This window comes from Vibrio profundi, from assembly GCF_005281835.1.
In the GTDB taxonomy this organism is placed as follows: domain Bacteria; phylum Pseudomonadota; class Gammaproteobacteria; order Enterobacterales; family Vibrionaceae; genus Vibrio; species Vibrio profundi.
In genome coordinates this window covers 145,448-169,023 of record NZ_RZIS01000006.1, presented here as the reverse complement: position 1 = coordinate 169,023, position 23,576 = coordinate 145,448, and the positions used below count along the sequence as shown (strand labels likewise).

Genomic DNA, 23,576 nt, shown 5'->3' with positions numbered 1-23,576 from the left:
ACTCAGTCCTTATGGATTAAGTTATTAGTACAGGCGAACGCGACGTGCGTTTTCGCGAGCTAGCTTCTTAGCGTGACGCTTTTGAGCTGCTGCTTTAGCGCGTTTGCGAACTGTAGTTGGTTTTTCATAGTGCTCACGACGACGCACTTCAGAAAGGATACCTGCTTTTTCGCAAGAGCGCTTGAAACGACGTAGTGCAACGTCGAACGGTTCGTTTTCACGTACTTTAACTACTGGCATATGCCTTTCACCTCAGGGGTTATTCGTTAACGCTGGTAACTTAGTGGACTGAATCAATATTCTTCAGTCATAACCAGCTTGATCAAAAATGGTGCGGAATTTTAATCCGATCACAGTGGCTTTGTAAAGCACTTTGTCGATTATAGTCTGTACAATATTTGTTTGAGAAGCGAAGGCGAGGTAATATTGCGCCAATTTCCCATTTTAAACGAAAGCGTGCCGAGAAAATTATGCGCATTATTGGTATTGAAACCTCTTGTGATGAAACAGGTATAGCGATTTATGACGACGAGCAAGGCCTGCTTTCTCATCAGCTATATAGCCAAGTAAAACTGCATGCCGATTATGGTGGTGTAGTCCCAGAGCTAGCATCACGTGACCATGTTAAGAAGACTATCCCGCTGATTAAAGCAGCGCTAGCAGAAGCTAACCTAACATCGAAAGACATTGATGGCATTGCTTACACTGCTGGCCCTGGTTTGGTCGGGGCGTTACTTGTGGGCGCTACGATAGGTCGCAGCATTGCTTACGCATGGGATGTACCTGCTGTGCCGGTTCACCATATGGAAGGCCACCTTTTAGCACCAATGCTTGAAGATAACCCACCGCCTTTCCCATTTGTTGCTCTGCTGGTTTCTGGCGGACATACCATGATGGTGGAAGTAAAAGGTATTGGCGAATACAAGATTCTTGGTGAGTCGATTGATGATGCTGCTGGCGAAGCGTTTGATAAAACCGCGAAGCTCATGGGACTGGATTACCCAGGTGGCCCATTGCTGTCACGCCTTGCTGAAAAAGGCACACCGGGGCGCTTTAAATTCCCACGACCAATGACAGATCGCCCTGGCTTGGACATGAGCTTCTCTGGTCTAAAAACATTTGCAGCGAATACCATTCGTGATAATGACGACGATGAGCAAACTCGCGCTGATATTGCTTATGCATTCCAAGAAGCAGTCTGTGGCACATTAGTCATTAAATGTAAGCGCGCCTTGGCGCAAACTGGCATGAAACGTATAGTGATTGCGGGTGGCGTGAGTGCGAACAAGCAGTTGCGCGTTGAACTAGAAGCGTTAGCAGATAAAATCGGTGGTGAGGTGTACTACCCACGTACTGAATTCTGTACAGATAACGGTGCTATGATCGCGTACGCTGGCATGCAGCGTCTGAAAAATGGTGAAACTGCCGATTTATCGGTACACGCAACACCACGTTGGCCAATCGATCAGTTAGAGCCAATTGAATAATATCTCTTAAGCGTCTTTTGGCGCTTGATGAATTCCAGAAATGGTCGCTTAAATGCGGCCGTTTTTTTATGTCGCCTGTTATTAGGGAAGAAAAATGGAAAAGTTTACTGTAGACAATCAGACAATGACCTACCTCGATAAAGGGGAAGGCCCAGTATTACTGCTCGGCCATAGCTATTTGTGGGACAGCAATATGTGGTTACCTCAAGTTGAACACTTGAGCCAATCATACCGTTGTATCGTGCCTGACTTATGGGCTCATGGTCAGTCTGATTTTGCTCCCTCAGCTACTCGTAATTTAAAAGATTACGCAGAGCATATATTGGTTTTAATGGATCATTTGAAGATCGAAGAGTTTTCAATCATAGGTTTATCCGTTGGAGGTATGTGGGGGACGGAACTCGCGGCACTCGCACCAAGCCGAGTAAAATCTTTGGTATTGATGGATACCTTTGTTGGGCTTGAACCTGAAGTGGCGCATGCTAAGTATTTCGGGATGCTAGACACCATCAGCCAAGTAAAGTTAGTTCCGCCTCCAATTGTAGAAGCGGTTGTGCCATTGTTTTTTGCTAACGATGTGCAAATAGATTCGCCTGACCTTGTCTCTTCATTCACTAAACACCTAGAAAGCATTCAAGGTGAACAAGCAGTTGAAGTGGCACGAGTAGGGCGCATGGTGTTTGGTCGTCGAGACTTGATTGAGACGGTAGAACAGTTTGCGTTACCTGTATTAATTGCTGCGGGCCAAGAAGATAAGCCTCGTCCAGTATTAGAGTCTTATTTAATGCATGACTGCATTACAGGAAGTGAGTTAGTGCAAATTCCAAAAGCTGGCCATATCAGCAACTTAGAACAGCCTGAATTCGTCAATCAAATGCTATCTACGTTTTTAGATAAGGTATACGCCTAGATATAATGAGTGAGAAGCGATCAAGCGGATTTCTTCTCGCCAATTTTAGGTTCGCTGCCATCAAGAAGTCGACGGATGTTTTGGTGGTGGCGTAATACAATTAAGCAGCACAGCATAGCTACCGGCAGAGTATATTGAGGCTTGGCAAGCCAAGTATAAAAAGGCGCGAGCAAAACGGTGATGATGGCAGCCAGCGACGAGTAACGAAACAAAAATGCGATACATAGCCATGTCGCCATAATCATTCCTGTTAAATCTAATCCGATTGGCGCAATCGCACCTAAAGCCGTCGCCACCCCTTTTCCGCCTTTAAAGTGGAAAAACAGCGGGTACATATGACCAAGGCAAGCGGCAATCGCCACCACACCTAACATCAACGAATCAATTTCTAGGTAGTAACCAAGCCACACTGGAATTGTGCCCTTGAGCATATCGCAAAGCAGCACAGAGGCCGCTGCGTATTTTCCGCCAATCCGCAGTACGTTTGTTGCACCTGGGTTGTTTGATCCCACGGAGCGGGGATCGGGCAATCGGGCGATCCGGCAAATTAAGACAGCACTAGAGATTGAACCTAATAAATAGGCCGCAATGATCATGATTAGTGCTAAAGGGGTCATGTCTATCCTTACACGGTATTCAACCTAAAGGTGGGAAAGTAATGCTCTATCCAAGAGTAATTGATATCATATCTCGAATTTTGCAAATAATACGTTTTTTTCCCAACTTTGGGTATCCGACCTCTAAAAGGACAAGGCATGGCACTGGATAAAGTCTTTATTGAACAACTAGAAGTGATCACTACCATTGGTGTTTACGATTGGGAACAAGAGATTAAGCAGAAGTTAGTATTAGACATCGAAATGGCTCATGACAACCGCCCAGCGGGGAAAAGTGATGATGTGGTTGATGCTCTTGATTACTCAAAAGTGAGCACCGCAGTATTAGATCATATTGAGAATGGCCGCTTTCTGCTCGTTGAACGAGTGGCAGAAGAGATTGCGGAATTGATCATGACTCAGTTTTCAGTGCCTTGGATCAAAATTCGTTTAGCCAAACCTGGCGCAGTCCCACAAGCGAAATCGGTTGGAGTGGTCATCGAAAGAGGTCAAGCATGACGACTGTCTATGTTGGTGTTGGCACGAACATAGACCGCGATAAACATGCCCAAGCGGCATGGGATGAACTCAAGCAGATCGGCCAAGACTTAAAATGCTCTCCAATTTATGAGTGTGCTCCTGTCGGTTTTGATAGCAGTGCTTTCTATAACTTTATGGTTGAACTGAAAACTTCCCAGACCTTAACGGAATTTTCACAGACACTCCGTAAAATAGAGATAAAGTGGGGACGATCGGAAAATGCTCATAAGTTTCAGGATCGTAACCTCGATCTTGATATTGTGCTATTTGGTGATTTGGTTTCGGAAAAAGATCCAGAATTGCCCCGCAGCGATATTTTCAAATACCCATTTGTCATTCAGCCTCTCTATGATCTTTGCCCTAATAGGGTGATTCCAGATGATGGCCGTTCGGTTAGTGAAATCTGGCAGAAGATGGATCAATTAGACTCGTTGTCAGTTGTGGATCTACATTTGTAATTTTTAGGTAAGTCATGAGTTATTTTGAAGCATTTATTTTGGCATTAATTCAGGGGTTAACTGAGTTTTTGCCAATTTCTAGTTCTGCCCATTTGATTCTCCCTTCCGCTGTTCTTGGCTGGGAAGATCAAGGGTTAGCGTTTGATGTCGCAGTGCATGTAGGTACGCTTGCTGCAGTTGTGATTTATTTCCGCAAAGAAGTGATCTCGTTATTGAATGCTTTTTTCGCCTCGATCTTTAAAGGAGATCGCAGCAAAGAAGCTAAGCTAGCGTGGATGATCATTCTCGCTACGATCCCAGCTTGTGTATTTGGTTTACTGATGAAAGATTTCATTGAACTGTACCTGCGCAGCGCTTGGGTGATTGCAACCACAACCATCATATTTGGTTTGTTACTGTGGTGGGTGGATAAGAACTCCTCTCTTGCGAATGATGAATACAAAGCTGGCTGGAAACAGGCTCTATTTATTGGTGTGGCGCAAGCGTTAGCCATGATTCCAGGGACTTCTCGTTCTGGCGCTACGATTACGGCTGCACTCTATTTAGGCTTCACTCGCGAAGCTGCGGCTCGTTTTTCATTTTTAATGTCAATCCCTATTATCACCTTGGCGGGTAGCTACCTAGGGTTAAAGTTAGTTACCAGTGGGGAGCCGATTCATGTTGGTTTCCTATTAACAGGAATCGTGACTTCATTTATTAGTGCTTACATCTGTATTCACTTCTTCTTGAAGCTCATTTCTCGAATGGGAATGACGCCATTTGTGATTTATCGTTTGATTCTTGGTTTCGGATTGTTTGCATTCTTGATGCTGCAGTAAGCCGTTCACCTAATAGAAAAAGCCCGTTCAATGAAAGTTGAGCGGGCTTTTTATTTGAGGAACCAATTAGTGGCGGAGGGAAGCGAGCGCTTTGGTTATTGCAGCGATACGTCTTTTGTCTTGTTCGTCACGTATGTCCTTCCCTTTGAAACCATCCGCGATAATGTGCTTCACCTCTACGCTGAGTGCGGCTTGGAAGGCTTGTTCAAATAGGTGTTTTTGAGGGTAGGGGCTGTGCTCTAACCCTTTACGGCCAGCATGATCGGCTTGGCAGCAAAGAAGGATATCGTTCAAGCGTTCTGGTTTACGCCACACGTCCATTTTATTGAGCACTTTCAAGTAGGTTGAAGGTTTTAACTCAGCAGCGCGATGGACGTTCGAATGCTGTTCACATACAAGTAGGGCTAGATCTCTAAATTCATTAGGTACTCGAACTCGCTCGGAGAGAGCTTTGATGATGCTAAGCCCGGTATGACAATGCATCTTATGGCTTGGCCATTCATTTTCTGGCGTGACGGCTTTACCTAAATCGTGAACTTGAGAAGCAAAGCGGACGGGTAGGCTGTCACTTAATAGAGCGGCCTGCTGAGCGACCATTAATGTATGTATTCCTGTATCAATTTCAGGGTGCCATTTCTCTGGTTGCGGGATACCAAATAATGCGTCTAGCTCTGGCAGTACTACTTTGAGAGCTCCGCAATCACGCAATGTTGCCAGGAAAACTTCAGGGCTTTGAGTGCTTAGCGATTTGTGCCACTCTTGCCACACGCGTTCTGCGGTTAGGTGGCTTAACTCGCCTGACTGTACAATGTCAGACATTAACGTTTTAGTTTCAGGAGCAATAGAAAAGCCCAAATGCGCGAGTTTGGCTGCAAAACGTGCTACTCGTAATACGCGAAGTGGGTCTTCTACAAAGGCATCAGAGACATGGCGTAGCACTCTATCGTCGAGATCTTGCTGGCCACGATATGGGTCATATAATTTGCCGTTCTCATCTTGTGCAATTGCATTGATGGTAAGATCGCGACGCATTAAGTCTTCTTCGAGAGTAACGTCTGGTGCAAAGTGGCATTCAAAGCCAGTGTAGCCAGAACCTGATTTTCTTTCGGTACGAGCAAGTGCGTGTTCTTGTTTGGTTTCAGGGTGGAGAAAAACCGGGAAGTCTTTCCCTACAGCGGTAAAGCCTTGTGCTTGCATTTGTTCTGGCGTACTTCCAACCACCACCCAATCTTTATCGTAGCTTTCAATATGAAGTAATCGATCGCGAACAGCGCCACCTACTAAGAATATTTGCAATGTGTTACCTCGAACTTTTTCTAACAGTAGGCTTATCACTACTGGACATTATCATGAGCAATGGTACTTTCCTTTAATCATCATTATAGGGTTGCTCATGTATAAGGATTATTTTGGCTTTGTCGAAATGCCATTTTCGATTGTACCAAATTCTCGATATTTGTTTTTAAGTCAGCGCCACCAAGAGGCGATGCAGAACTTACAGGCAGGATTAGGAGAAGGTGGCGGCTTTGCCATGTTAACTGGTGAAGTAGGCACTGGGAAAACTACCGTTGCTAAAGCGATGTTGTCTGAACTTGATGAGCAGACTATTGCGGGCCTAATCCTTAACCCAACCTTCTCTAGTACAGATTTACTAGAAGCGATCTGTGATGAATTTGATATTGAGTACCCATCTCAGCCTAGTTTAAAAGAGCTTAACCAAGCCATTTACGATTACCTTCTCGATAACAATGATCAGGGCATTCAAACCTTATTGGTTATTGATGAAGCGCAGCATTTAGCTGCCGATGTATTAGAGCAGTTACGATTACTGACGAACTTGGAAACCGATAGCCGTAAGCTATTGAAAGTATTGTTAGTCGGACAACCCGAATTACAGCAGCACTTACAAACGACACAATTGCGCCAGTTGGCTCAACGAATTACTGGTCGTTATCACTTACTCCCGTTAAATATTGCAGAAACTGGTCAGTACATTGATTTCCGTTTAGATACGGCTGGTGGGCAAGTGGCTATGTTTTCTAACCGCAGTATTAAGTTGATCGCCCAACACACTCACGGTATTCCACGGCTAATCAATTTAGTCTGTGATAAAGCGCTGCAACTTACTTTTCATGCAGGCTTAGATAAACCTGATACCGCGACGGTAGAGCGTGCGTGTCAGCAAGTCATGTCTTTTCAAGCTTCTATATACCAGCAAGAAACTTCTTCAACGAATGGCGCGTTTCGTACTGCGATCGCCTATGCGGTTGCTGGTGTCATGGGTTTAGGGCTAGCAGCGGCTAGCTACACTTGGTTACCTCAACTAATGCAGCCAGACCAAGTTCAGGTGGAGCAAACTCAGAAACAGAAAGTAGCCCCCGCTCAAATTGAACGAATGATGATCGCTGCATTACCTGACTTTTCAGAACAAGCACAAGCTTTCTTAACTACTGCGACCAGTCGCGCTGCTGCGATTCAAAACTTATACCAGCTGTGGGGATATCAACCCTCAATGCGAGATGGATTATGCCTATCTGAACCGCAAAGCATTTTCACGTGCGGCCAAGCATCAGCAAGTTTGTCGGATCTCATTGAATGGGATATGCCAGTAGTACTTTCTCTGGAATATCAACAATCACCTACCTATGCGGTGCTGTATAGCGTGGATGACGATGAAGTTGAGCTACTTGCTAATGATCAACTGTTACGTATTTCTTACCAGCAGTTGACTCAGTTGTGGCAAGGTGAATATTTCGCAATTTGGCAGCAGCCGTTAAGGCAAACCTTAAAACGAAACTTCCAAGGCGATGCGGTCATGATGTTGGACTTACTATTATCCGAAGTGTTGAATGAAACGACTTCTGGCAGTGATGTCTATGATGCCGAGCTAGAGAAAAAGGTGGAAGCATTCCAAAGTTGGCAAGGCATGGCGGTCGACGGTATCGCAGGGCGGAATACACTGGCGCGATTGCAAAGGCTAGCTCAACTTGATGCGCCTAAATTACAGCGTTTACCTGAGGAGGAGTACTAATGTCTCAGGTCATGAAAGCGTTGGAAAGCACGCAGCGTGCGACGTTGAATCAGTCTAATTCAGGTATGTATCCATCTCCTCAAGGTGTAAGGTCCACAAAAAAATGGTCGCTTACGGGCATTGCTTGTGTGGTTTTACTGCCATCTATAGCGGTGGTAGGGTCTCAGGTGTTGCCAGATTACGTTAACAACGAACCCACTCCTGTACCTGTTGTGGTTGAGGTGGAGCCAATACCAGTTGAGGCGCCAGCAATCGAAATCAAAGACCTGCGGCCTGCTCCTCAGCTTACCGAACTCAAGCCTTTGCTTCGCCAAGAAAGCTATCTCACCGCGCAGCCAATGCTTAGAACTGTAGAAAGTAACTCATCAGCTCCGCGCCCCGTTGAAGCCCCTGTTCCAGCTACTGAAGCTGCTAACGTCCAGGGTCAGCCGACAGCAAATGAGAACTTGGCGCTAGAAAATTTAGACATGAGTGAATTCTCCCCTGAGTTAGCTTTGACGATTGAGTCTATTCTCAATGGTACTAACGACTCTAACTCTGCTGATGAGACCACAAGCTCGGTATACGGTGATGCATTGGATATTGAGAAAGATGCTGCTCAGCTTGAAGGGTGGTTACCTAAATTAAACTTCCAAGCGCATATGTATTCGAGCGATGAAAATAAGCGCTGGATAAAAGTGAATGGCCAAGAAGCGAGTTCGGGTGATTGGGTTGATGAAGGCATTCAGATCATTGATATCGAACCGCAGTTTGTGATGATTCAATTTAAGCGTTTGAATATTAGAGTACCAGCACTGTACGAATGGCAGGGCTAAAGGTTACTTCTGCCTCTCGAATTACAAGCAATAAAAAAGGTCACCGAGGTGACCTTTTTTATTGAAGAGAGATTATGCCCAACCGTTTGGAGACTTCTTACGGCGAGGAATAATATGCGGCAAGATCAGTCCAAGTAACAGACCGATGCCAGCCACGCCACCACCGTACATGAAGTACTTCAGTAGTAGGTCGTCTTTTTGAGTATCAAGTTTTGCGCGTAGCTCACGGTTCTCAGTTTGAGAAGACGTTAGTTGTTGGCTGATTTCGCTGTAGTTCTGCTCAAGATCTGAGATTTGCTTGTTACGAGAGTCAAGAGAGCTGATTAAGCCGGCTTTTTCACTGTCTGCACTTTGGCGAGCGTTAGCGAGCTTGTCTTTCACTTCAGCCAGTTCTTTTTCAAGTTTAGGTAAACGAAGCGCCATGCTTTCTTGACGGCTAACAAACTTACTTTCTACCCAACCTTTACGGCCACGACTATCCACGATTTCACTGTAGCCAGTTTGTTTGTTCGCTTGTAGAAGTTTGATTTTTTCACCTGCATCAACACTGCCAATAATACGGTATGTATTGTTCGGGCCAGAGTGCATGTAAGTAAATAGTTTATCGGCGATGTAACGGTCTTGAGCAAATGCCGCAGGAGCCGCTAGCATTGCGAACAAAACCATGCAGATCAGTTTTTTCACAGTAAATCCCTTAACGATTCTAATTGGGAGGCGAAGAGTCAGCCTTAATTACCAAATAGTATTTAGTTTCTTTATCTGGTGCAACAAAGAAGGGAGGCTAAGCCTCCCTTTCTGTGCGTTTGAGTCAATAATGACATTGTATTTACATATCGTTATTCGGACTCACATATTCTTGACTTAGTAGCAAGTGCTTACAGAGCGAACATTGCTTGAATCATGTAGAAGAATACAACCGCTAATAGTGCGCCAGCTGGCAGCGTTACAATCCAAGATGCCACGATGTTACGTACAACGCCTAAGTTTAGTGCTGCGATACCGCGAGCGAAACCAACACCTAAAACCGCACCAACTAGTGTTTGGGTCGTAGAGATTGGAAGACCAGTACCAGACGCAAGAACAACCGTACATGCTGTTGCAAGTTGCGCTGCAAAGCCACGGCTTGGTGTTAGTTCTGTAATACCAGTACCAACGGTTGCCATTACTTTATGACCCATTGTTGCAAGGCCAACAACGATACCAATACCACCTAGTGGAAGAATCCACCATGCGATAGTGCTTTTACCTGAGATTTCACCCATATGTTCAACTGTTGAAACAACCGCTGACAGTGGACCAATTGCGTTCGCTACATCGTTCGAACCGTGCGCAAATGCCATTGCACAGGCCGTGATAACCATAAGAACAGAGAAGATGCCTTCAACACCTGCAAAGCCGTGGTCGTCTTCGCGGTTAGCGAATTTCTTCTGGATGTATAGGTAGCCGCCAATCATGACCATAGCAGAAACGCCTGCTGACCAAACCCATGCTTCAGTATTGCTCAGGTGTAGTCCAACGTGCTTAAGACCTTTCTTGATGGTTACCAGTGCAATCACCATGGTAGTGATGAACATGTAAACCGGAACAAAACGTTTTGCATTGAACAGTGGGTTTTCAGTGTCGAAAATTAAACGTTGTGCACTGATGAATATGACGTAAGCAAAGAAGCCAGAGATAAGAGGGGTAACAATCCAGCTACCAACAATACCTTGAACACTGCCCCAGTCCACTGCTTCTGTACCAACAGAAATACAAGCGAAACCGATGATTGCACCGATGATTGAGTGAGTAGTAGATACAGGCCAGCCCATGTACGAAGCTAGAAGTAACCATGTACCCGCAGCAAGAAGTGCCGACATCATACCGAATACAAGTACGTCTGGTTGATGTGCGAATAGAGATGTCTCGATAACACCTTTACGGATCGTATCGGTAACTTCGCCACCGGCAAGATATGCACCAGCGAATTCAAAGATCATTGCGATAATGATCGCTTGTTTAACGGTTAGAGCTTTAGAGCCTACTGAGGTGCCCATTGCGTTTGCAACGTCATTTGCACCAATACCAATAGCCATCAAGAAACCGAAAGCTGCTGCAACAATAATCAGGACAGTGCCGTAGTTAGCAAGGATATCCATCGTAATACCTAGTTGTTTGATAACAAGCGGAGCAAATTTAGACGCAAAAAACCGCTCAGCGAGAGAAATACTCAACGCATAAGTGGTTTGTTTAAAAAATGCTCTTCGTTATATGGTTAACGTATGTTTTAAGATCGAGAAAGCATTACTTCAAGACGAGCGCCTACACGCTGAGCTTGATCTGCAATACCGCCGACCCATTCAAGAATTTTGTATAAGAACATGATATCAACTGGATTCAGATCGCCTTCAATCGCCATTAGTTGTTGGCGCAGTTCTATCTGCATCGCGTCCGTGTCATCTTCAATTACATCTAATTGATGAATCATCTCTGCCACAAGAGTCACTTCACGGCCTTTAAAGCCAGTTTCTAGTAGTTCATCTAGTTCGTTAATTACGTTTTGAGCTTGGTTAGCTGCATCAAGACAACGTTTAACGTAAGCAAGGAAGTTTTCTTGTAGAGGTGCTGGAATGACAAGCTGACGACCGTAAACACGGCCTGCAATGTCTTTCGCAAGGTTAGCTAATTTGTCTTGCTGAGTTAATAGCTCCAACATGTCGGTGCGATCAACTGGCATAAACAAACCGCGAGGAAGTTTAAGACGGATTTCGCGCTTAAGCACGTCGGCTTCTTTCTCTAGGTGAGAAATTTGAGCACGAATTTCAGCCGCTTTTTCCCAATCCCCTTTTGAACTTACTTCAAAAAAGTTAACTAGGTGAGAGCAACATTCATTCACGCACACAACGTGGCGCTGCAAAGGTTTAATTGGGGACTTTGCAAATAACCCCATAATTGTATTTACTGGCATGGTCGTCCAACCTAATAAATAATAACCTTGAAAAAACAAATCCCGTGATTCACGGTGAAATGTTGAGCGATGGCTACAAAGTCGCGCATGTTAACCCAATCAATCCCGCATTAAAACTGTTTTAGATCATCAATAGCGCGATATTTCTTTCTTGCCCACATTTAAAATTGGCAATATCCTGTTCCTATCTTCCCAGAAAGGCATAGCTATGGAAACCGAGATAGAACTGAAGTTTTTTGTTTCTCCAAACTTTTCAAAGGTTTTGCGAGAAAAAATCTCTGAAACGAAGGTACTTCAGCACAGTTGTCGTGAATTAGGTAACACTTACTTTGACACCCCAGATAACTGGTTGCGTAAGCATGATATTGGCTTGCGTATTCGACGTTTTGATGACGTTTTTGTACAAACCGTAAAAACTGCAGGCCGAGTGGTTGCAGGTTTACATCAACGACCTGAGTATAACGCAGAACACGACTGTGATGATCCTAAGCTATCATTACATCCTGCGGATATCTGGCCAACGGGCAAAGATGCAGACACGCTGCAATCTGAATTATTCCCACTATTCTCTACTAACTTTACGCGTGAGCAATGGCTGATTGGCATGCCTGATGGCAGCCAAATTGAAGTCGCTTTTGACCAAGGTTGGGTAATTTCGGGTGATAAAAAAGAACCCATCTGTGAAGTTGAGTTAGAGCTTAAATCTGGGCAAACAGATGCGCTATTCACGTTGTCTCGTCAGTTTGGCGAACAAGGTGGCATGCGTTTGGGTAACCTAAGTAAAGCTGCTAAAGGTTATCGTTTAGCGCAAGGTTACGCAGGCGATGAAGTGAAAGAGCTAGAGCTCGTAAAAACAGACAACAACGATACGGTTGAGTCTTGCTTTATTCAGTCTTTAGAACACGCACTTTCACATTGGCACTATCACGAGCAGATTTACACTGAGCGCCAGTCAATTGAAGCATTGCATGAAATCAGTCACTCGATCAGCTTTATCCGTCAAACCTTCACGATTTACGGTGGCATAGTTCCGAGGCGTGCAAGTGCGATCCTTCGTCAAGAATTAAAGTGGCTAGAACAAGAGCTGAAGTGGTTGAAAACCTATGACTACTTGGAAGACCTGCTTGAAGATAAAGGCCATGTCCTACGTAAACTGGATGCGCGAAAATTCTTAGTCGGTGAGCTCAAAGAAATGCAAGAACAACTTCCTGAGCGTGAAGAGTTATTAACGTTGCTGAGTTCTTCTCGTTATACCGGGTTATTGCTTGATTTAAGTCGCTGGATTTTGTCTCGTGGCTGGCAACCTTTCTTGGATGATAAAGCGCGTCAACAGATGTCTCGTGGTATTGAATGGTTTTCGGTCAAGCAATTAGACAGAACTTGGGCGGAGCTAATGGAAGCTTTCCCACCTGAACGAGTGATGTCTAGCCAGGCGTATATCGACCAGCAATATCGCTTGATGCGTAACCTGTATTCTGGAGTTGGCTTTGCGAGTTTGTATGATGCCGATGAGCGTAACAGCTTCCGTTTACCATGGGCAGATCTTATCCAAGGTATTGATGACTTGTTGATGTTGCGTACGTTGTCGCCGTTGACGGAAAAGCTTGAAGGCGATGAGAAAGATCAGTTAGAACGCTGGTTGGCTCGCCAAGAAGTTTCAATCTTGCATGCGATGGAGCAAACCCGCCAGATTAGCGTAGAAGTTGAGCCATATTGGCAAGATTAGCGCTTCAATGACATGATAAAAATAGAGCTCTGTGAGCTCTATTTTTTTGCCTGTTTTTCGAGCTTATCGAGCCGTTCGATAATCTGTTGTTGCTGATCGAGTATCTGTAACAGGAGCTTTTCTTTGTTTTCCGAGCGTTGGTCTTGCTGCTCTGTTGGTGACGTAATTAACGAAGTAATTAAGCCAGAAATCATACCGAAAATCCCTACACCGCAAATGATCACCAATGACGCGACTAACTTCCCTGCCATGGTTACTGGGTAGTGATCGCCGTAGCCTACCGTTGAAATTGTCACGAACGCCCACCACAGCGCATCTTGGCCTGTTGTGATGTTGGCGCCTGGGTCTTTCCCTTCGATAACTAAAACCGTGCCAGCACCGAGTGTCAGCAACACCACCAAAAGCAAAATAATTGAAGCTAAGGTGGTTTCTTTTCGGCTTTTGAGTAGCTGCGTAAAGATGGTTTGGCTAGAGCGAATAACAAGGATTACTCGCAAGATATGGAAGATGCGTGCGTAGCGTAGCGGCTCGATCATAGGAATGCTTGCTAGGAAGTCGATCCAGTGAGTTTTTAAAAACTGCGATCGATCCGACGATCTGACAAGATCGATGGTGAGCTGGAAAAGAAAAACGCTACAGATAATAAAGTCGAGGCCGATAAGAACTTGTCGAGATTCTTGATCAATCGGAGCAAACAATAAGCCGGAGATCACAAATAACGCCAAGAAAGACAGTATAAGTGACATTAAGCTCATTGGCCGAGTGGCGTCTTTGGTATCATGACAATTCATACGAAGCTCAAAATAAATAGCGAACCCCGTTATTTGTGAGATTGCGGCTAGTGTAAAAATATTAATATATAAGACTTAGTGGAGAACTGACAATGACAAAGCTGGCATTTAAGCCGTGGGAAAGGATTATCTCTGATATTCGTCTTGTTCCTAAGATGATCATGTTAATGGTGTTCAGTACTATTTTGATCATCGCTAAGCAGCTCTGGGATGCAAGTACATTCCATAAAGCTTTATTATCGGCAACTAACGATGCGGTAGTGGCTCAGCAGCATTATGAAGCATACTTAGTACAAGTAGCTTGGCAAACGGCAATCATGATTATCGTGTTTGTAGTGTTGTTGCTGGCAGCTGCGAAAGTGATGCTGCGTCAAACGCAATATTTAAGCGATTCGATCAAGCGCATGGCGAGCAAAGATTTATCGGTACCAATTGGTATGGACTGTAAAGATGAGTACGGCGACGTTGCTCGTGAACTAGAGAAGACTCGCGTTCAGCTGCATGATGTAATTAAAACGCAGGTTACATCATCAGCAGAGTTGTTCACGTTGACCGAAGTGATGACGATGAGCATGTCAGAAACCAAAGAATCGGCTCAGGAAGAATTCCAAGAGATTGATCAATTGGCGACAGCGATGAGCGAGATGACTTCTACCGTTCAAACGGTGGCTGACCATGCACAAAATGCGTCTGCTCTTACAGAACAAGCATCTACTCAAGCGGGTACAGGCCAACGCTTTGTTCAAGGCACCGTGACTAAGATGAGTGAACTATCGACAGACATTTCAGCGTCTGCAGCAGCCGTGAACCAAGTGGAAGAACGAGTGGACTCTATTGGCAGCGTAGTCGGTACGATTCAAGGCATTTCAGAACAGACGAACTTACTGGCATTGAACGCCGCTATTGAAGCCGCTCGTGCGGGTGAAGCGGGCCGTGGTTTTGCTGTGGTTGCGGATGAAGTTCGTAACCTAGCGCAGCGTACCCAAAATGCCACAATTGAAATTCAAGACATGATCAGTCAGCTGCAAAGCAGTGCTAACTCTGCCGTAGAGCTGATGGAAAAAAGTGTGGTTGAAGCGGCTGAAGGTGTTGAGCTGGTGACTAATGCTGGCAGTGAATTAGATGGTATCGTTGAACAAGTAAATCAAATCAATGACATGAATTTCCAAATTGCGACTGCTGCGGGTCAGCAAAGTAGTGTTGCAGAAGAGATGAATCAGAATTTGACCAATGTTCGTGAGTTAGTTGAAGCTTCAGTCGTAGTGGTGGGTGAACTTCTGGAAACTTCAGAAATGATGCAAGGCAATGCGGAAGAGCTCGACGGTAAGATCAAGTCATTCAAAGTTTAAATGTAACCCTTTGTCTTAATCGGCATAGTGAAAATATACAGATACTTAACGCCCACAATTCTTCTTGTGGGCGTTTTTTATTAGCTTAAGTTTGGTATAAATGTGACTCGGTGCTTGGTGCACCAAAGGTTACTACAAGGAAGAATCATGCAATTGCCGTCAGAACTCACTTCTTATTCTCAATCTGCTCTCGAACATTTAACTGAACACCAAGGTGAACACCTTGAATCGTGGGAGCCGTCGATGCGTGACCAACTTCAGTATGTACTCGGTTTGAGTTCTTTTGTTGGTGATTGTATGCAGCGTGACTCGCTATTGTGTCAGGCGCTTCCTGAAATGTTGTCTGACGACAGTCGGTCTGAAAACTATCGCAAGCGATTGGCAGAATTGCTACAAGGCTGCAGCGATGAAATGAGTGGGCAGCGTGTACTGCGACAATTTCGTAACCGAGAAATGACCTACATAGCATGGCGTGATTTCACGGCATCGTGGCCACTCCAGCAAAGCTTAGCGCACCTTTCAATGCTCGCTGAAGCGATGATATTTGAAACCTATCAGTGGCAATACGATATTTGCTGTAAAGAGTGGGGCACTCCTTGTAATAGTGAAGGAGTCGCTCAACCAATGCTTATTATTGGCATGGGTAAGTTAGGGGGTGGTGAGCTTAACTTCTCCTCCGACATCGATTTGATTTTTACCTATCCAGAAAATGGTGAAACGCAAGGCGCGAGACGCAGCATCGCCAATGCTCAATTTTTTACGCGCTTGGGTCAGCGAATAATCAAAGCGCTAGATCAACAGACTTTCGATGGCTTTTGCTATCGCGTTGATATGAGGTTACGCCCATTCGGTGAAAGTGGCCCGTTAGTGATGAGCTATGCGGCACTAGAAGATTACTACCAAGAGCAAGGGCGCGATTGGGAGCGTTATGCCATGGTAAAAGCGCGAGTAATGGGTAGTGAAATGTACCCTGAATATCAAGAGCTACGTCAAATGCTGCGTCCTTTTGTATTCCGCCGCTATATCGATTTCAGTGCCATTCAATCGCTGCGTCGTATGAAATCGATGATCAGCAGCGAAGTTCGACGTCGTGGTTTATCTAACAATATTAAGTTAGGCCCTGGCGGCATCCGTGAAGTTGAGTTTATTGCTCAAGTTTTCCAATTGATTCGTGGCGGGCGCGAGCCTAGTTTGCGAGGTCGAGGTTTACTCGAAACCTTGGCTGCGATTGATACCTTAAAGTTGTTAGAAGAAGGCGATGTTGAGAATTTGCACTCGGCGTACTTGTTCCTGCGCCGACTAGAAAACTTGCTACAGGCTATGGGGGATAAGCAGACCCAAACCTTGCCTGATGGTGAACAAGAGCAGTTGCAACTCGCAGTCGCAATGGGGTATCAAAATTGGACACTATTGATCGACGATACTCGTGAACATATGGCGAAAGTACACGCCGTCTTTGAAGAGTTGATTGGCGTCGATGAAGAAGACGCTACACCAATTGCTAGCCATTTCTCCGAGCTTTGGGATATGGCACATTCTCCTGATGTTCTGCAGCATGTGCTAGAAAATGACATTCAAGCTGAGAATCCGGACGAAGTGGTGAAAACCATCATTCAATTTAAAACGGATCTTGCAAAGAAAACACTAGGACCTCGCGGGCGAGAAGTACTAAACCGCTTAATGCCGAAAGTCTTTCAAGCGATATATGGCAATAAAGACGCAAAATTTGGCCTCGCGCGCGTATTGCATCTATTACATCGAATTGTTACACGAACTACGTATCTAGAGCTGCTTGATGAGCACCCAGCGGCATTAACTCAGCTCGTCCGGTTATGTACAGCAAGCCCGATGATTTCGGAGCAGCTTGGGCGCTACCCAATTTTATTGGATGAACTAATTGACCCGCAGCAACTGTATAACCCGGTTCCCCTAGAATCGTATAAAACGGAGTTACGAGACTACTTAGCTCGAATTCCTGAAGATGACATGGAACAGCAGATGGAAGGATTAAGGCAGTTTAAGCAAACCTGTATTCTGCGAATTGCAGCCGCTGATATTGCTGGGGTTTTACCTGTCATGAAAGTGAGTGATCACTTAACCTATCTTGCCGAAGCCATAGTGGAAGCGGGCGTGAATCAAGCGTGGCTACAAGTGGCGGCGAAGTATGGGGAACCTACCCATATTAAAGATCGTGAAGGGCGTGGTTTTGCCGTGGTCGGTTACGGAAAAGTAGGTGGCTGGGAGCTTGGTTACAATTCCGACTTAGATATCGTCTTTATGCATGATTGCCCGGTGCATGTTTATACCGATGGTAAAAAGGAAATTGACGGTCGTCAGTTCTATTTACGCTTAGCGCAGCGGATCATCCATATTTTCTCTACTCGTACCGCTTCGGGCATTCTTTACGAAGTTGATACTCGCTTACGTCCGTCGGGGGCCTCTGGATTATTGGTCAGCCCAACAGATGCGTTCGATGAGTATCAACATAACGATGCATGGACATGGGAGCACCAAGCGTTGGTTCGCGCGCGTATGATTTACGGGGATGAGGCTCTAGCAAGTGCGTTCAATAAAACGCGCCATGACGTACTTTGTTTAGCAAGAGATGAAACCAAACTGCGTAAAGAAGTGTCTGATATGCGTGTGAAAATGCGGGATCATCTGGGCAGTAAAAAAGAAGGGCGCTTTATGTTGAAGCAAGACGCTGGCGGCATTACCGATGTCGAGTTCTTAGCTCAGTATCTTGTATTACGTTATAGCCATGAAAAACCGAAACTTACGCGTTGGTGTGATAATGTACGTGTGTTTGAGTCGATGTTGTCGCAAGGTATTATCTCAGAGGAACAGGCTCAATCGCTAACGCATGCCTACACAACGTTGCGTGATGAAATTCATCATAGGAACTTACTGAATTTAGATGCTGACGTAGCCGAAGACAAATTTCTTCAAGAACGTGAGCAAGTAAAAACCGCTTGGCAGCAGTGGATGGGAAGTTAACGTTTCACTCGCCAGCTCGCTGTTTTATCAACTTTATCTATAGTTTAGCCGCTGTAATCAGTGTGCTAAACTCTATCCAGATTCGATTTTTGGAGATCCATAATGAAACCAATTCTACCTGACTACAGCCAATCAGGCGTTCTTATTGTCGGTGATGTGATGCTAGACCGTTATTGGTACGGTCCGACAGGCCGCATCTCACCAGAAGCGCCTGTGCCAGTTGTTAAAGTAGAAAATAACGAAGAGCGTCCAGGTGGTGCGGCGAACGTAGCAATGAATATTGCTTCACTTGGTGGACACGCTCATATCGTCGGTTTAACAGGGATGGATGAACCTGCCAAAGTACTGACAGAAACGTTAAGTGCTCTGAAAGTGAAATGTGATTTTGTGGCGTTACCAGAATATCCAACAATCACTAAGCTACGTGTCATGAGTCGTGGGCAACAGTTACTTCGTTTGGACTTCGAAGACAAGTTTGAAAATACGGATCCTGAGCTTGTACTTAATCGTATGGAGCAAGCGCTACCAAACGTGAAGTCTGTGATCCTTTCTGACTATGCAAAAGGCGCTTTAGAGCATGTTCAGCGCTTTATTCAGAAAGCACGTTCTGCAAACGTTCCAGTCTTTATTGATCCTAAAGGTGCTGATTTTGAGCGTTACCGCGGCGCGACTTTACTAACGCCAAATATGGCTGAGTTTGAGTTGGTGGCAGGTAAAGTTAAGTCTGAAGAAGATTTGATTGAAAAAGGCTTAGCACTGATTGAAGAATTTGATTTTGAAGCTCTACTCGTGACTCGTAGCGAGCACGGCATGACGTTGCTGCGTAAAGGAGTGGAACCTTTCCATTTGCCGACGCAAGCCAAAGAAGTATACGACGTGACTGGTGCTGGTGATACGGTTATCTCTGTGTTAGCTGCGTCAGTAGCTGCTGGTAAGCCACTTGATGAAGCATGTGCATTGGCGAATGCTGCTGCCGGTGTGGTGGTAGGTAAATTAGGTACTTCAACGCTATCGACGATTGAGCTCGCTGAAGCGATTCATGGTAGCCAAGATACTGACTACGGAGTGATCTCTGAAGCCGCTTTAGTTGAGGCGGTAAAACGTGCTCGTGAAAAAGGCGAGAAAGTGGTTATGACTAACGGCTGCTTCGACATTCTGCATGCTGGCCATGTGTCTTACATGAACCATGCCGCTGAATTGGGCGATCGCCTAATCGTCGCAGTGAACACTGATGAGTCGGTAAAACGTTTGAAGGGGCCTGGTCGCCCGGTGAATCCAACTGACCGTCGTATGGCCGTTCTTGCTGGTCTTGGTGCTGTCGACTGGGTGGTTCCATTTTCTGAAGACACGCCACAGCGCCTGATCTCTGAAGTACTACCAAGCATTCTGGTGAAAGGCGGTGACTATAAGCCTGAAGATATTGCTGGTGGTAAAGAAGTGATTGCTGCAGGTGGTGAAGTTAAAGTCCTGAACTTTGAAGACGGTTGCTCGACAACTGAGATCATTGAAGCGATTAAAGGTGGCCGAGGCTAAGCCTTAGTAATCGAAAACCAAGATCCAACAGACAATAAAAATGCCGCTCAATGAGCGGCATTTTTGTAGCTGTAGCTATTAGCGTAATACTAATTACTTGCTTGCGACTTTTAGACCTGCGTTTACATCAACAATGTCTTGTTCGCTTAGTGTACCAACCGCTTGACGCAATTGAAGCACACTTAAGATGTAGTTGTAACGAGCATCAGATAGGTTCTTGTTCGCATCGTATAGGCGGCGCGTTGAATCTAGAACATCAACGATAGTACGAGTACCTACATCGAAGCCAGCCTCTGTTGCTTCAAGTGCAGATTGAGCAGACACTACAGATTGCTCGTAAGCACGTAGAGCACCAATTGATGCACTGATGTTGTTATTAAATGCACGAACGTCTTTTACTACGCTGCGGTAGGTTGCTTCTAGGTCTTCACTTGCTGCTACATAGTTGTATTCAGCTTGCTTAGTCAATGAAGTCGTATTACCACCTGTATATAGAGGCACAACTAAGTTTAAGCCAATGTTTAGGTTGTCTGCATCGTAATCACTGTTGCTATTTGATTGGTCTGTAAGACCGTAGCTACCATCTAATGTTAGGCTAGGTAGGTGGCCAGAGCTTGCCAATGAGATGTTGTCTTTCGCAATATCTTGAGAAATTCTAGACGCTAATAGACTTAAGTTTTTCTGCTGAGCTTGTTCAACTAATGCAGCTGCAGATTCTGAAGACTTGCTTGCAGAGAAACGAGCTGTATCTAAAACGCTTAAGTTAGAGTGCTCTTGGCCTGTGATTTCACGTAAACCTTCGTAATTATTGGTTAACGTATTTTCTGCTAATACTTCGTCAGCAAGTACGCCATCGTACTGAGCTTGCGCATCATGTACATCGGTAATCGCAGACAAACCTACTTCAAAACGTTGCTTAGTTTGCTCTAGCTGGCGAGCAACGGCTGCTTTTTCAGCTCGAACAAATTCTAAGTTGTCTTGTGCGCGCAACACTTCGAAGTACGCTTGCGCAACACGAAGGATCAAACCTTGTTGTTCTGCTGCATACGCTGAATCCGCTTGGCGTGCTGTTTTCTCAGCTGTGTCTAGTGTGATCCAAGAAGAACGCTGGTATAGCTCTTGTGTGAAGCCAACGCCAACTCCCCATTGGTTGCTGTCGTTAGTAGAGCTATTTTGTTCACCACGATTAATATCGTAGTTAGCCGTTAAATTGATTTGCGGTAATAAAGAACTACGGCTAGAGGTGACTGCTTCAAACGCTGCGTCACGCTGCGCTGCTGAACGAAGAAGTGTTGGATCGTTCTGTTTTGCTTGGTCATAAACTTCAGCTAGCGTATCAGCGAATGCTGATGAACTCAGGCTGCCAATTGCTGCACTGATAAATAGTGGAAGCAGTTTTTTCATTTTCCTATTCCTGCCTTTAAAAGAAGGTTTATTCTCAAGAGTTTAACTCAAGTTGATGGTAATTTACTCGAAACTTTGCACTTTTTTACACTTAACTGTCCACTTGTGCAATATTTATTTTGCTCGACTTAACTTATTTGATAAGTTTTATATGAAAAGTTGAGCCATATCCTTGGTAGTTAAGTGCCACAATGAGTAAACTATAAGATCACCCAGTGAGGTAACGAATGCAACAGTATGACAATAGCGAACGTGAGTTTACTCCCGAAGATGTAGAAATAATCTCAAAAGAGACACTCTTTAGCGGTTTTTTCAAAATGGTTAAGTATCGCTTTAAGCATAAACGCTTTGAAGGAGGTTGGAGTCAGCCTGTAGAACGCGAAATGTTTGAGCGAGGCCATGCTGCTGCGCTGCTTCCTTATGACCCAATTCGAGATGAAGTCGTCATCATTGAGCAGATCCGTGTAGGTGCGATAGAGCACGCTCAACCTTGGCAATTAGAGATTGTCGCTGGGATTATTGATACGGATGAATCACCTGAGCAAGTTGTTCGTCGTGAAGCCATGGAAGAAGCTGGAATTGAAGTGGAGCAAATCTTGCCTATTACTTCATATTACCCTTCTTCAGGTGGGTGCTCTGAGAAGCTAGATGTGTTCGTTGGTCGAGTGGATTCTTCTCAGGCTGGTGGCGTTCATGGTCTAGATTATGAGGATGAAGATATCCGAGTACGTGTCATGACTCGCGAACAAGCTTACCAATTGGTTAAAGAAGGTAAGTTCGAGAATGGTGCCACAATTATTGCGTTGCAATGGTTGGAGCTTAACTACTTAGATTTACAATCGAACTGGATAGAGTAACGAATATGCCAAATGTAGCCGCTAAGAAACCATATCACGTCGATTTAGCTGAATTAATGCGTGTTTATGAAACCAATTATGCAAAATTGAATGCATTATTGCCGGCTGCACATAAAGTAGGTGATGTTCGCTGTTATCAAGCCGTTAATATGATGTATCAGCTGAAAGTGAAAGAAGTCACAAAATACACTACTTTAATCGACATATGTCAGAGTGATGCACTACCAGTATTTCCTTTACCAGAAATGTCTGTCAGGCTGTATCACGATGCTCGAGTGGCAGAAGTGTGCGCCAGCGGGCACATTTCGCGAGTAAAAGCGCGCTACGATTATCCAAACGCAAAACTTATGCAAAAAGATGAGAAGTTCCAGCTAAACAAGTTTTTAGGTGAGTGGTTAACTTTTTGTTTAAAAAATGGCATTAGCCGTACCCCAATCTCATTTTCAAATGACTAGGTAAGTCTAGGCAGAGAACGTATTTAGGTTTGTTATTTTGAAATTATCACACACTTCAAAATCTGAATTTGACAGTATCAAGCTTTTGCAGATTACCGATACTCATCTGTTTGCGCCTGATAATGGCAGTCTGTTGAGCATTAATACTCAAGACAGCTTTCATGCTGTTGTGGATGCTGTGTTAAAGCAAGATTTTGATTATGAAGCAATTTTGGCGACAGGTGATATTTCTCAAGATCACACGCCAGAGTCATATCAGAAATTCGAAGAAGGGATAAAGCCTTTAAAGAAGCCTTGCTACTGGCTACCTGGTAATCATGATTACAAGCCAAGTATGAGCAGTGTACTGCCTTCTCCGCAGATCCAATGTGTTGAGCATGTGATTCTTGGTGAGCACTGGCAAATGATTATGCTGGATTCTCAAGTGGTAGGGGTACCTCATGGTCGTCTAAGTGACCAACAATTATCTTTATTGGCTGATAAGCTTGAAGAAAACCCAAACTTACACACTTTGGTTTTGCTGCATCACCACCCGATTTTAGTTGGTAGCGCGTGGCTCGATCAGCATACCTTGAAAGACTCAGAGCAATTTTGGGATGTTGTCGGCCAGCATTCGAATGTTCGCGGCATCTTATGTGGTCACGTTCATCAAGACATGAACCGTTTACATATGGGTGCTCAAGTGATGGCGACACCATCAACGTGTGTTCAATTCAAACCTAACTCTGATGATTTCGCCCTAGATACCTTGTCTCCGGGATGGCGCGAGTTGGAGCTTAACGCTGACGGTACTATTGATACTCAAGTTAAACGTCTTGTGAATGGCTGCTTTTCACCGGACTTCAACGCAGAAGGCTATTAA

The 23,576-nt window shown here is 44.8% G+C and carries 21 protein-coding genes and 1 pseudogene; 14 read left to right on the top strand and 8 right to left on the bottom strand.

The features are described from left to right. Nucleotides 1-24: 24 nt before the first annotated feature. Complete coding sequence (gene rpsU / locus ELZ11_RS15865) at nt 25-240, bottom strand: 30S ribosomal protein S21 (protein WP_001145625.1); 216 nt, start codon at nt 238-240, stop codon at nt 25-27. A 230-nt stretch (nt 241-470) separates the two neighbouring features. On the opposite strand from rpsU, the gene tsaD reads away from it, so the two are divergent. Together tsaD and ELZ11_RS15855 are read left to right on the top strand one after the other, a co-directional pair. Then, entirely contained in the window at nt 471-1,487 is a 1,017-nt protein-coding gene (tsaD, locus tag ELZ11_RS15860; RefSeq protein WP_137358393.1) for a tRNA (adenosine(37)-N6)-threonylcarbamoyltransferase complex transferase subunit TsaD, read from the top strand. A gap of 94 nt (nt 1,488-1,581) precedes the next feature. After that, a complete protein-coding gene (locus ELZ11_RS15855) occupies nt 1,582-2,397 on the top strand; it encodes an alpha/beta fold hydrolase (RefSeq protein ID WP_137358392.1) in 816 nt (271 codons plus the stop codon). Nucleotides 2,398-2,417: 20 nt separating this feature from the next. Here ELZ11_RS15855 and plsY read toward each other — a convergent pair whose 3' ends face one another. Continuing rightward, on the bottom strand, nt 2,418-3,014 hold the full coding sequence (gene plsY, locus ELZ11_RS15850) for a glycerol-3-phosphate 1-O-acyltransferase PlsY (RefSeq protein ID WP_137358391.1): 597 nt from the start codon (nt 3,012-3,014) through the stop codon (nt 2,418-2,420). A gap of 138 nt (nt 3,015-3,152) precedes the next feature. Between plsY and folB the strand changes: the two genes are divergently transcribed. Genes folB through ELZ11_RS15835 form a run of 3 tightly spaced genes read left to right on the top strand, consistent with a single transcriptional unit; the run spans nt 3,153 to nt 4,809 of the window. After that, nucleotides 3,153-3,512, top strand: coding sequence for a dihydroneopterin aldolase (gene folB, locus ELZ11_RS15845; RefSeq protein ID WP_137358390.1), 360 nt, complete (start codon nt 3,153-3,155; stop codon nt 3,510-3,512). Next, nucleotides 3,509-3,991: a 2-amino-4-hydroxy-6-hydroxymethyldihydropteridine diphosphokinase gene (gene folK / locus ELZ11_RS15840; protein WP_137358389.1), complete on the top strand. Its 483-nt coding sequence runs from the start codon at nt 3,509-3,511 to the stop codon at nt 3,989-3,991. The genes folB and folK overlap by 4 nt, the downstream gene beginning before the upstream one ends. 14 nt (nt 3,992-4,005) lie before the next feature. Next, complete coding sequence (locus ELZ11_RS15835) at nt 4,006-4,809, top strand: undecaprenyl-diphosphate phosphatase (protein WP_137358388.1); 804 nt, start codon at nt 4,006-4,008, stop codon at nt 4,807-4,809. A 66-nt stretch (nt 4,810-4,875) separates the two neighbouring features. On the opposite strand, the pseudogene ELZ11_RS15830 reads toward ELZ11_RS15835, so the two are convergent. Then, nucleotides 4,876-6,117 (bottom strand): annotated as a pseudogene (locus ELZ11_RS15830) (multifunctional CCA addition/repair protein); the annotation flags it as partial. An 85-nt stretch (nt 6,118-6,202) separates the two neighbouring features. Between ELZ11_RS15830 and ELZ11_RS15825 the strand changes: the two are divergent. Together ELZ11_RS15825 and ELZ11_RS15820 are read left to right on the top strand one after the other, a co-directional pair. Then, complete coding sequence (locus ELZ11_RS15825; RefSeq protein WP_167494707.1) at nt 6,203-7,840, top strand: ExeA family protein; 1,638 nt, start codon at nt 6,203-6,205, stop codon at nt 7,838-7,840. Further along, nucleotides 7,840-8,655, top strand: coding sequence for a general secretion pathway protein GspB (locus ELZ11_RS15820; protein WP_137358386.1), 816 nt, complete (start codon nt 7,840-7,842; stop codon nt 8,653-8,655). The genes ELZ11_RS15825 and ELZ11_RS15820 overlap by 1 nt, the downstream gene beginning before the upstream one ends. A gap of 72 nt (nt 8,656-8,727) precedes the next feature. Here the strand turns inward: ELZ11_RS15820 and ELZ11_RS15815 are convergent, their stop codons facing one another. From ELZ11_RS15815 to ELZ11_RS15805, 3 genes are all read right to left on the bottom strand, one after another. Beyond that, nucleotides 8,728-9,339 carry a TIGR04211 family SH3 domain-containing protein gene (locus tag ELZ11_RS15815; protein WP_137358385.1) on the bottom strand — a complete coding sequence of 204 codons (612 nt, stop codon included), beginning with the start codon at nt 9,337-9,339 and terminating at the stop codon, nt 8,728-8,730. A 191-nt stretch (nt 9,340-9,530) separates the two neighbouring features. Continuing rightward, nucleotides 9,531-10,793, bottom strand: a complete 1,263-nt coding sequence (locus ELZ11_RS15810) for an inorganic phosphate transporter (RefSeq protein WP_137358384.1) — start codon at nt 10,791-10,793, stop codon at nt 9,531-9,533. 128 nt (nt 10,794-10,921) lie between these two features. Continuing rightward, nucleotides 10,922-11,602 carry a TIGR00153 family protein gene (locus ELZ11_RS15805; RefSeq protein ID WP_137358383.1) on the bottom strand — a complete coding sequence of 227 codons (681 nt, stop codon included), beginning with the start codon at nt 11,600-11,602 and terminating at the stop codon, nt 10,922-10,924. Between the two features lie 208 nt (nt 11,603-11,810). Here ELZ11_RS15805 and ELZ11_RS15800 point away from each other — a divergent pair, with 208 nt between their 5' ends. After that, a complete protein-coding gene (locus ELZ11_RS15800; protein ID WP_137358382.1) occupies nt 11,811-13,328 on the top strand; it encodes a CYTH and CHAD domain-containing protein in 1,518 nt (505 codons plus the stop codon). A gap of 38 nt (nt 13,329-13,366) precedes the next feature. Here ELZ11_RS15800 and ELZ11_RS15795 read toward each other — a convergent pair whose 3' ends face one another. Beyond that, nucleotides 13,367-14,119, bottom strand: a complete 753-nt coding sequence (locus ELZ11_RS15795) for a potassium channel family protein (protein WP_167494706.1) — start codon at nt 14,117-14,119, stop codon at nt 13,367-13,369. A gap of 92 nt (nt 14,120-14,211) precedes the next feature. Here ELZ11_RS15795 and ELZ11_RS15790 point away from each other — a divergent pair, with 92 nt between their 5' ends. The 3 genes from ELZ11_RS15790 to hldE all read left to right on the top strand — a co-directional run bounded on the left by ELZ11_RS15790 (nt 14,212) and on the right by hldE (nt 19,998). After that, nucleotides 14,212-15,468: a methyl-accepting chemotaxis protein gene (locus ELZ11_RS15790; protein WP_137358381.1), complete on the top strand. Its 1,257-nt coding sequence runs from the start codon at nt 14,212-14,214 to the stop codon at nt 15,466-15,468. Nucleotides 15,469-15,615: 147 nt separating this feature from the next. Continuing rightward, the gene (glnE, locus tag ELZ11_RS15785) at nt 15,616-18,465 is read left to right on the top strand and encodes a bifunctional [glutamate--ammonia ligase]-adenylyl-L-tyrosine phosphorylase/[glutamate--ammonia-ligase] adenylyltransferase (RefSeq protein ID WP_137358380.1); all 2,850 of its coding nucleotides are present in this window, start codon (nt 15,616-15,618) and stop codon (nt 18,463-18,465) included. Nucleotides 18,466-18,567: 102 nt separating this feature from the next. Then, nucleotides 18,568-19,998, top strand: a complete 1,431-nt coding sequence (gene hldE, locus ELZ11_RS15780) for a bifunctional D-glycero-beta-D-manno-heptose-7-phosphate kinase/D-glycero-beta-D-manno-heptose 1-phosphate adenylyltransferase HldE (RefSeq protein WP_137358379.1) — start codon at nt 18,568-18,570, stop codon at nt 19,996-19,998. 93 nt (nt 19,999-20,091) lie between these two features. Here hldE and tolC read toward each other — a convergent pair whose 3' ends face one another. Beyond that, nucleotides 20,092-21,402, bottom strand: coding sequence for an outer membrane channel protein TolC (gene tolC / locus ELZ11_RS15775; protein ID WP_137358378.1), 1,311 nt, complete (start codon nt 21,400-21,402; stop codon nt 20,092-20,094). A 227-nt stretch (nt 21,403-21,629) separates the two neighbouring features. Here tolC and nudF point away from each other — a divergent pair, with 227 nt between their 5' ends. From nudF to cpdA, 3 genes are read left to right on the top strand one after another with little or no spacing between them, the layout of a single operon-like run. Beyond that, nucleotides 21,630-22,259 (top strand): ADP-ribose diphosphatase, encoded by a 630-nt coding sequence (gene nudF / locus ELZ11_RS15770; protein WP_137358377.1) that lies wholly within the window; start codon nt 21,630-21,632, stop codon nt 22,257-22,259. A 5-nt stretch (nt 22,260-22,264) separates the two neighbouring features. After that, nucleotides 22,265-22,714, top strand: a complete 450-nt coding sequence (locus tag ELZ11_RS15765; protein WP_137358376.1) for a DUF1249 family protein — start codon at nt 22,265-22,267, stop codon at nt 22,712-22,714. 37 nt (nt 22,715-22,751) lie between these two features. Further along, a complete protein-coding gene (cpdA, locus tag ELZ11_RS15760; RefSeq protein ID WP_137358375.1) occupies nt 22,752-23,576 on the top strand; it encodes a 3',5'-cyclic-AMP phosphodiesterase in 825 nt (274 codons plus the stop codon).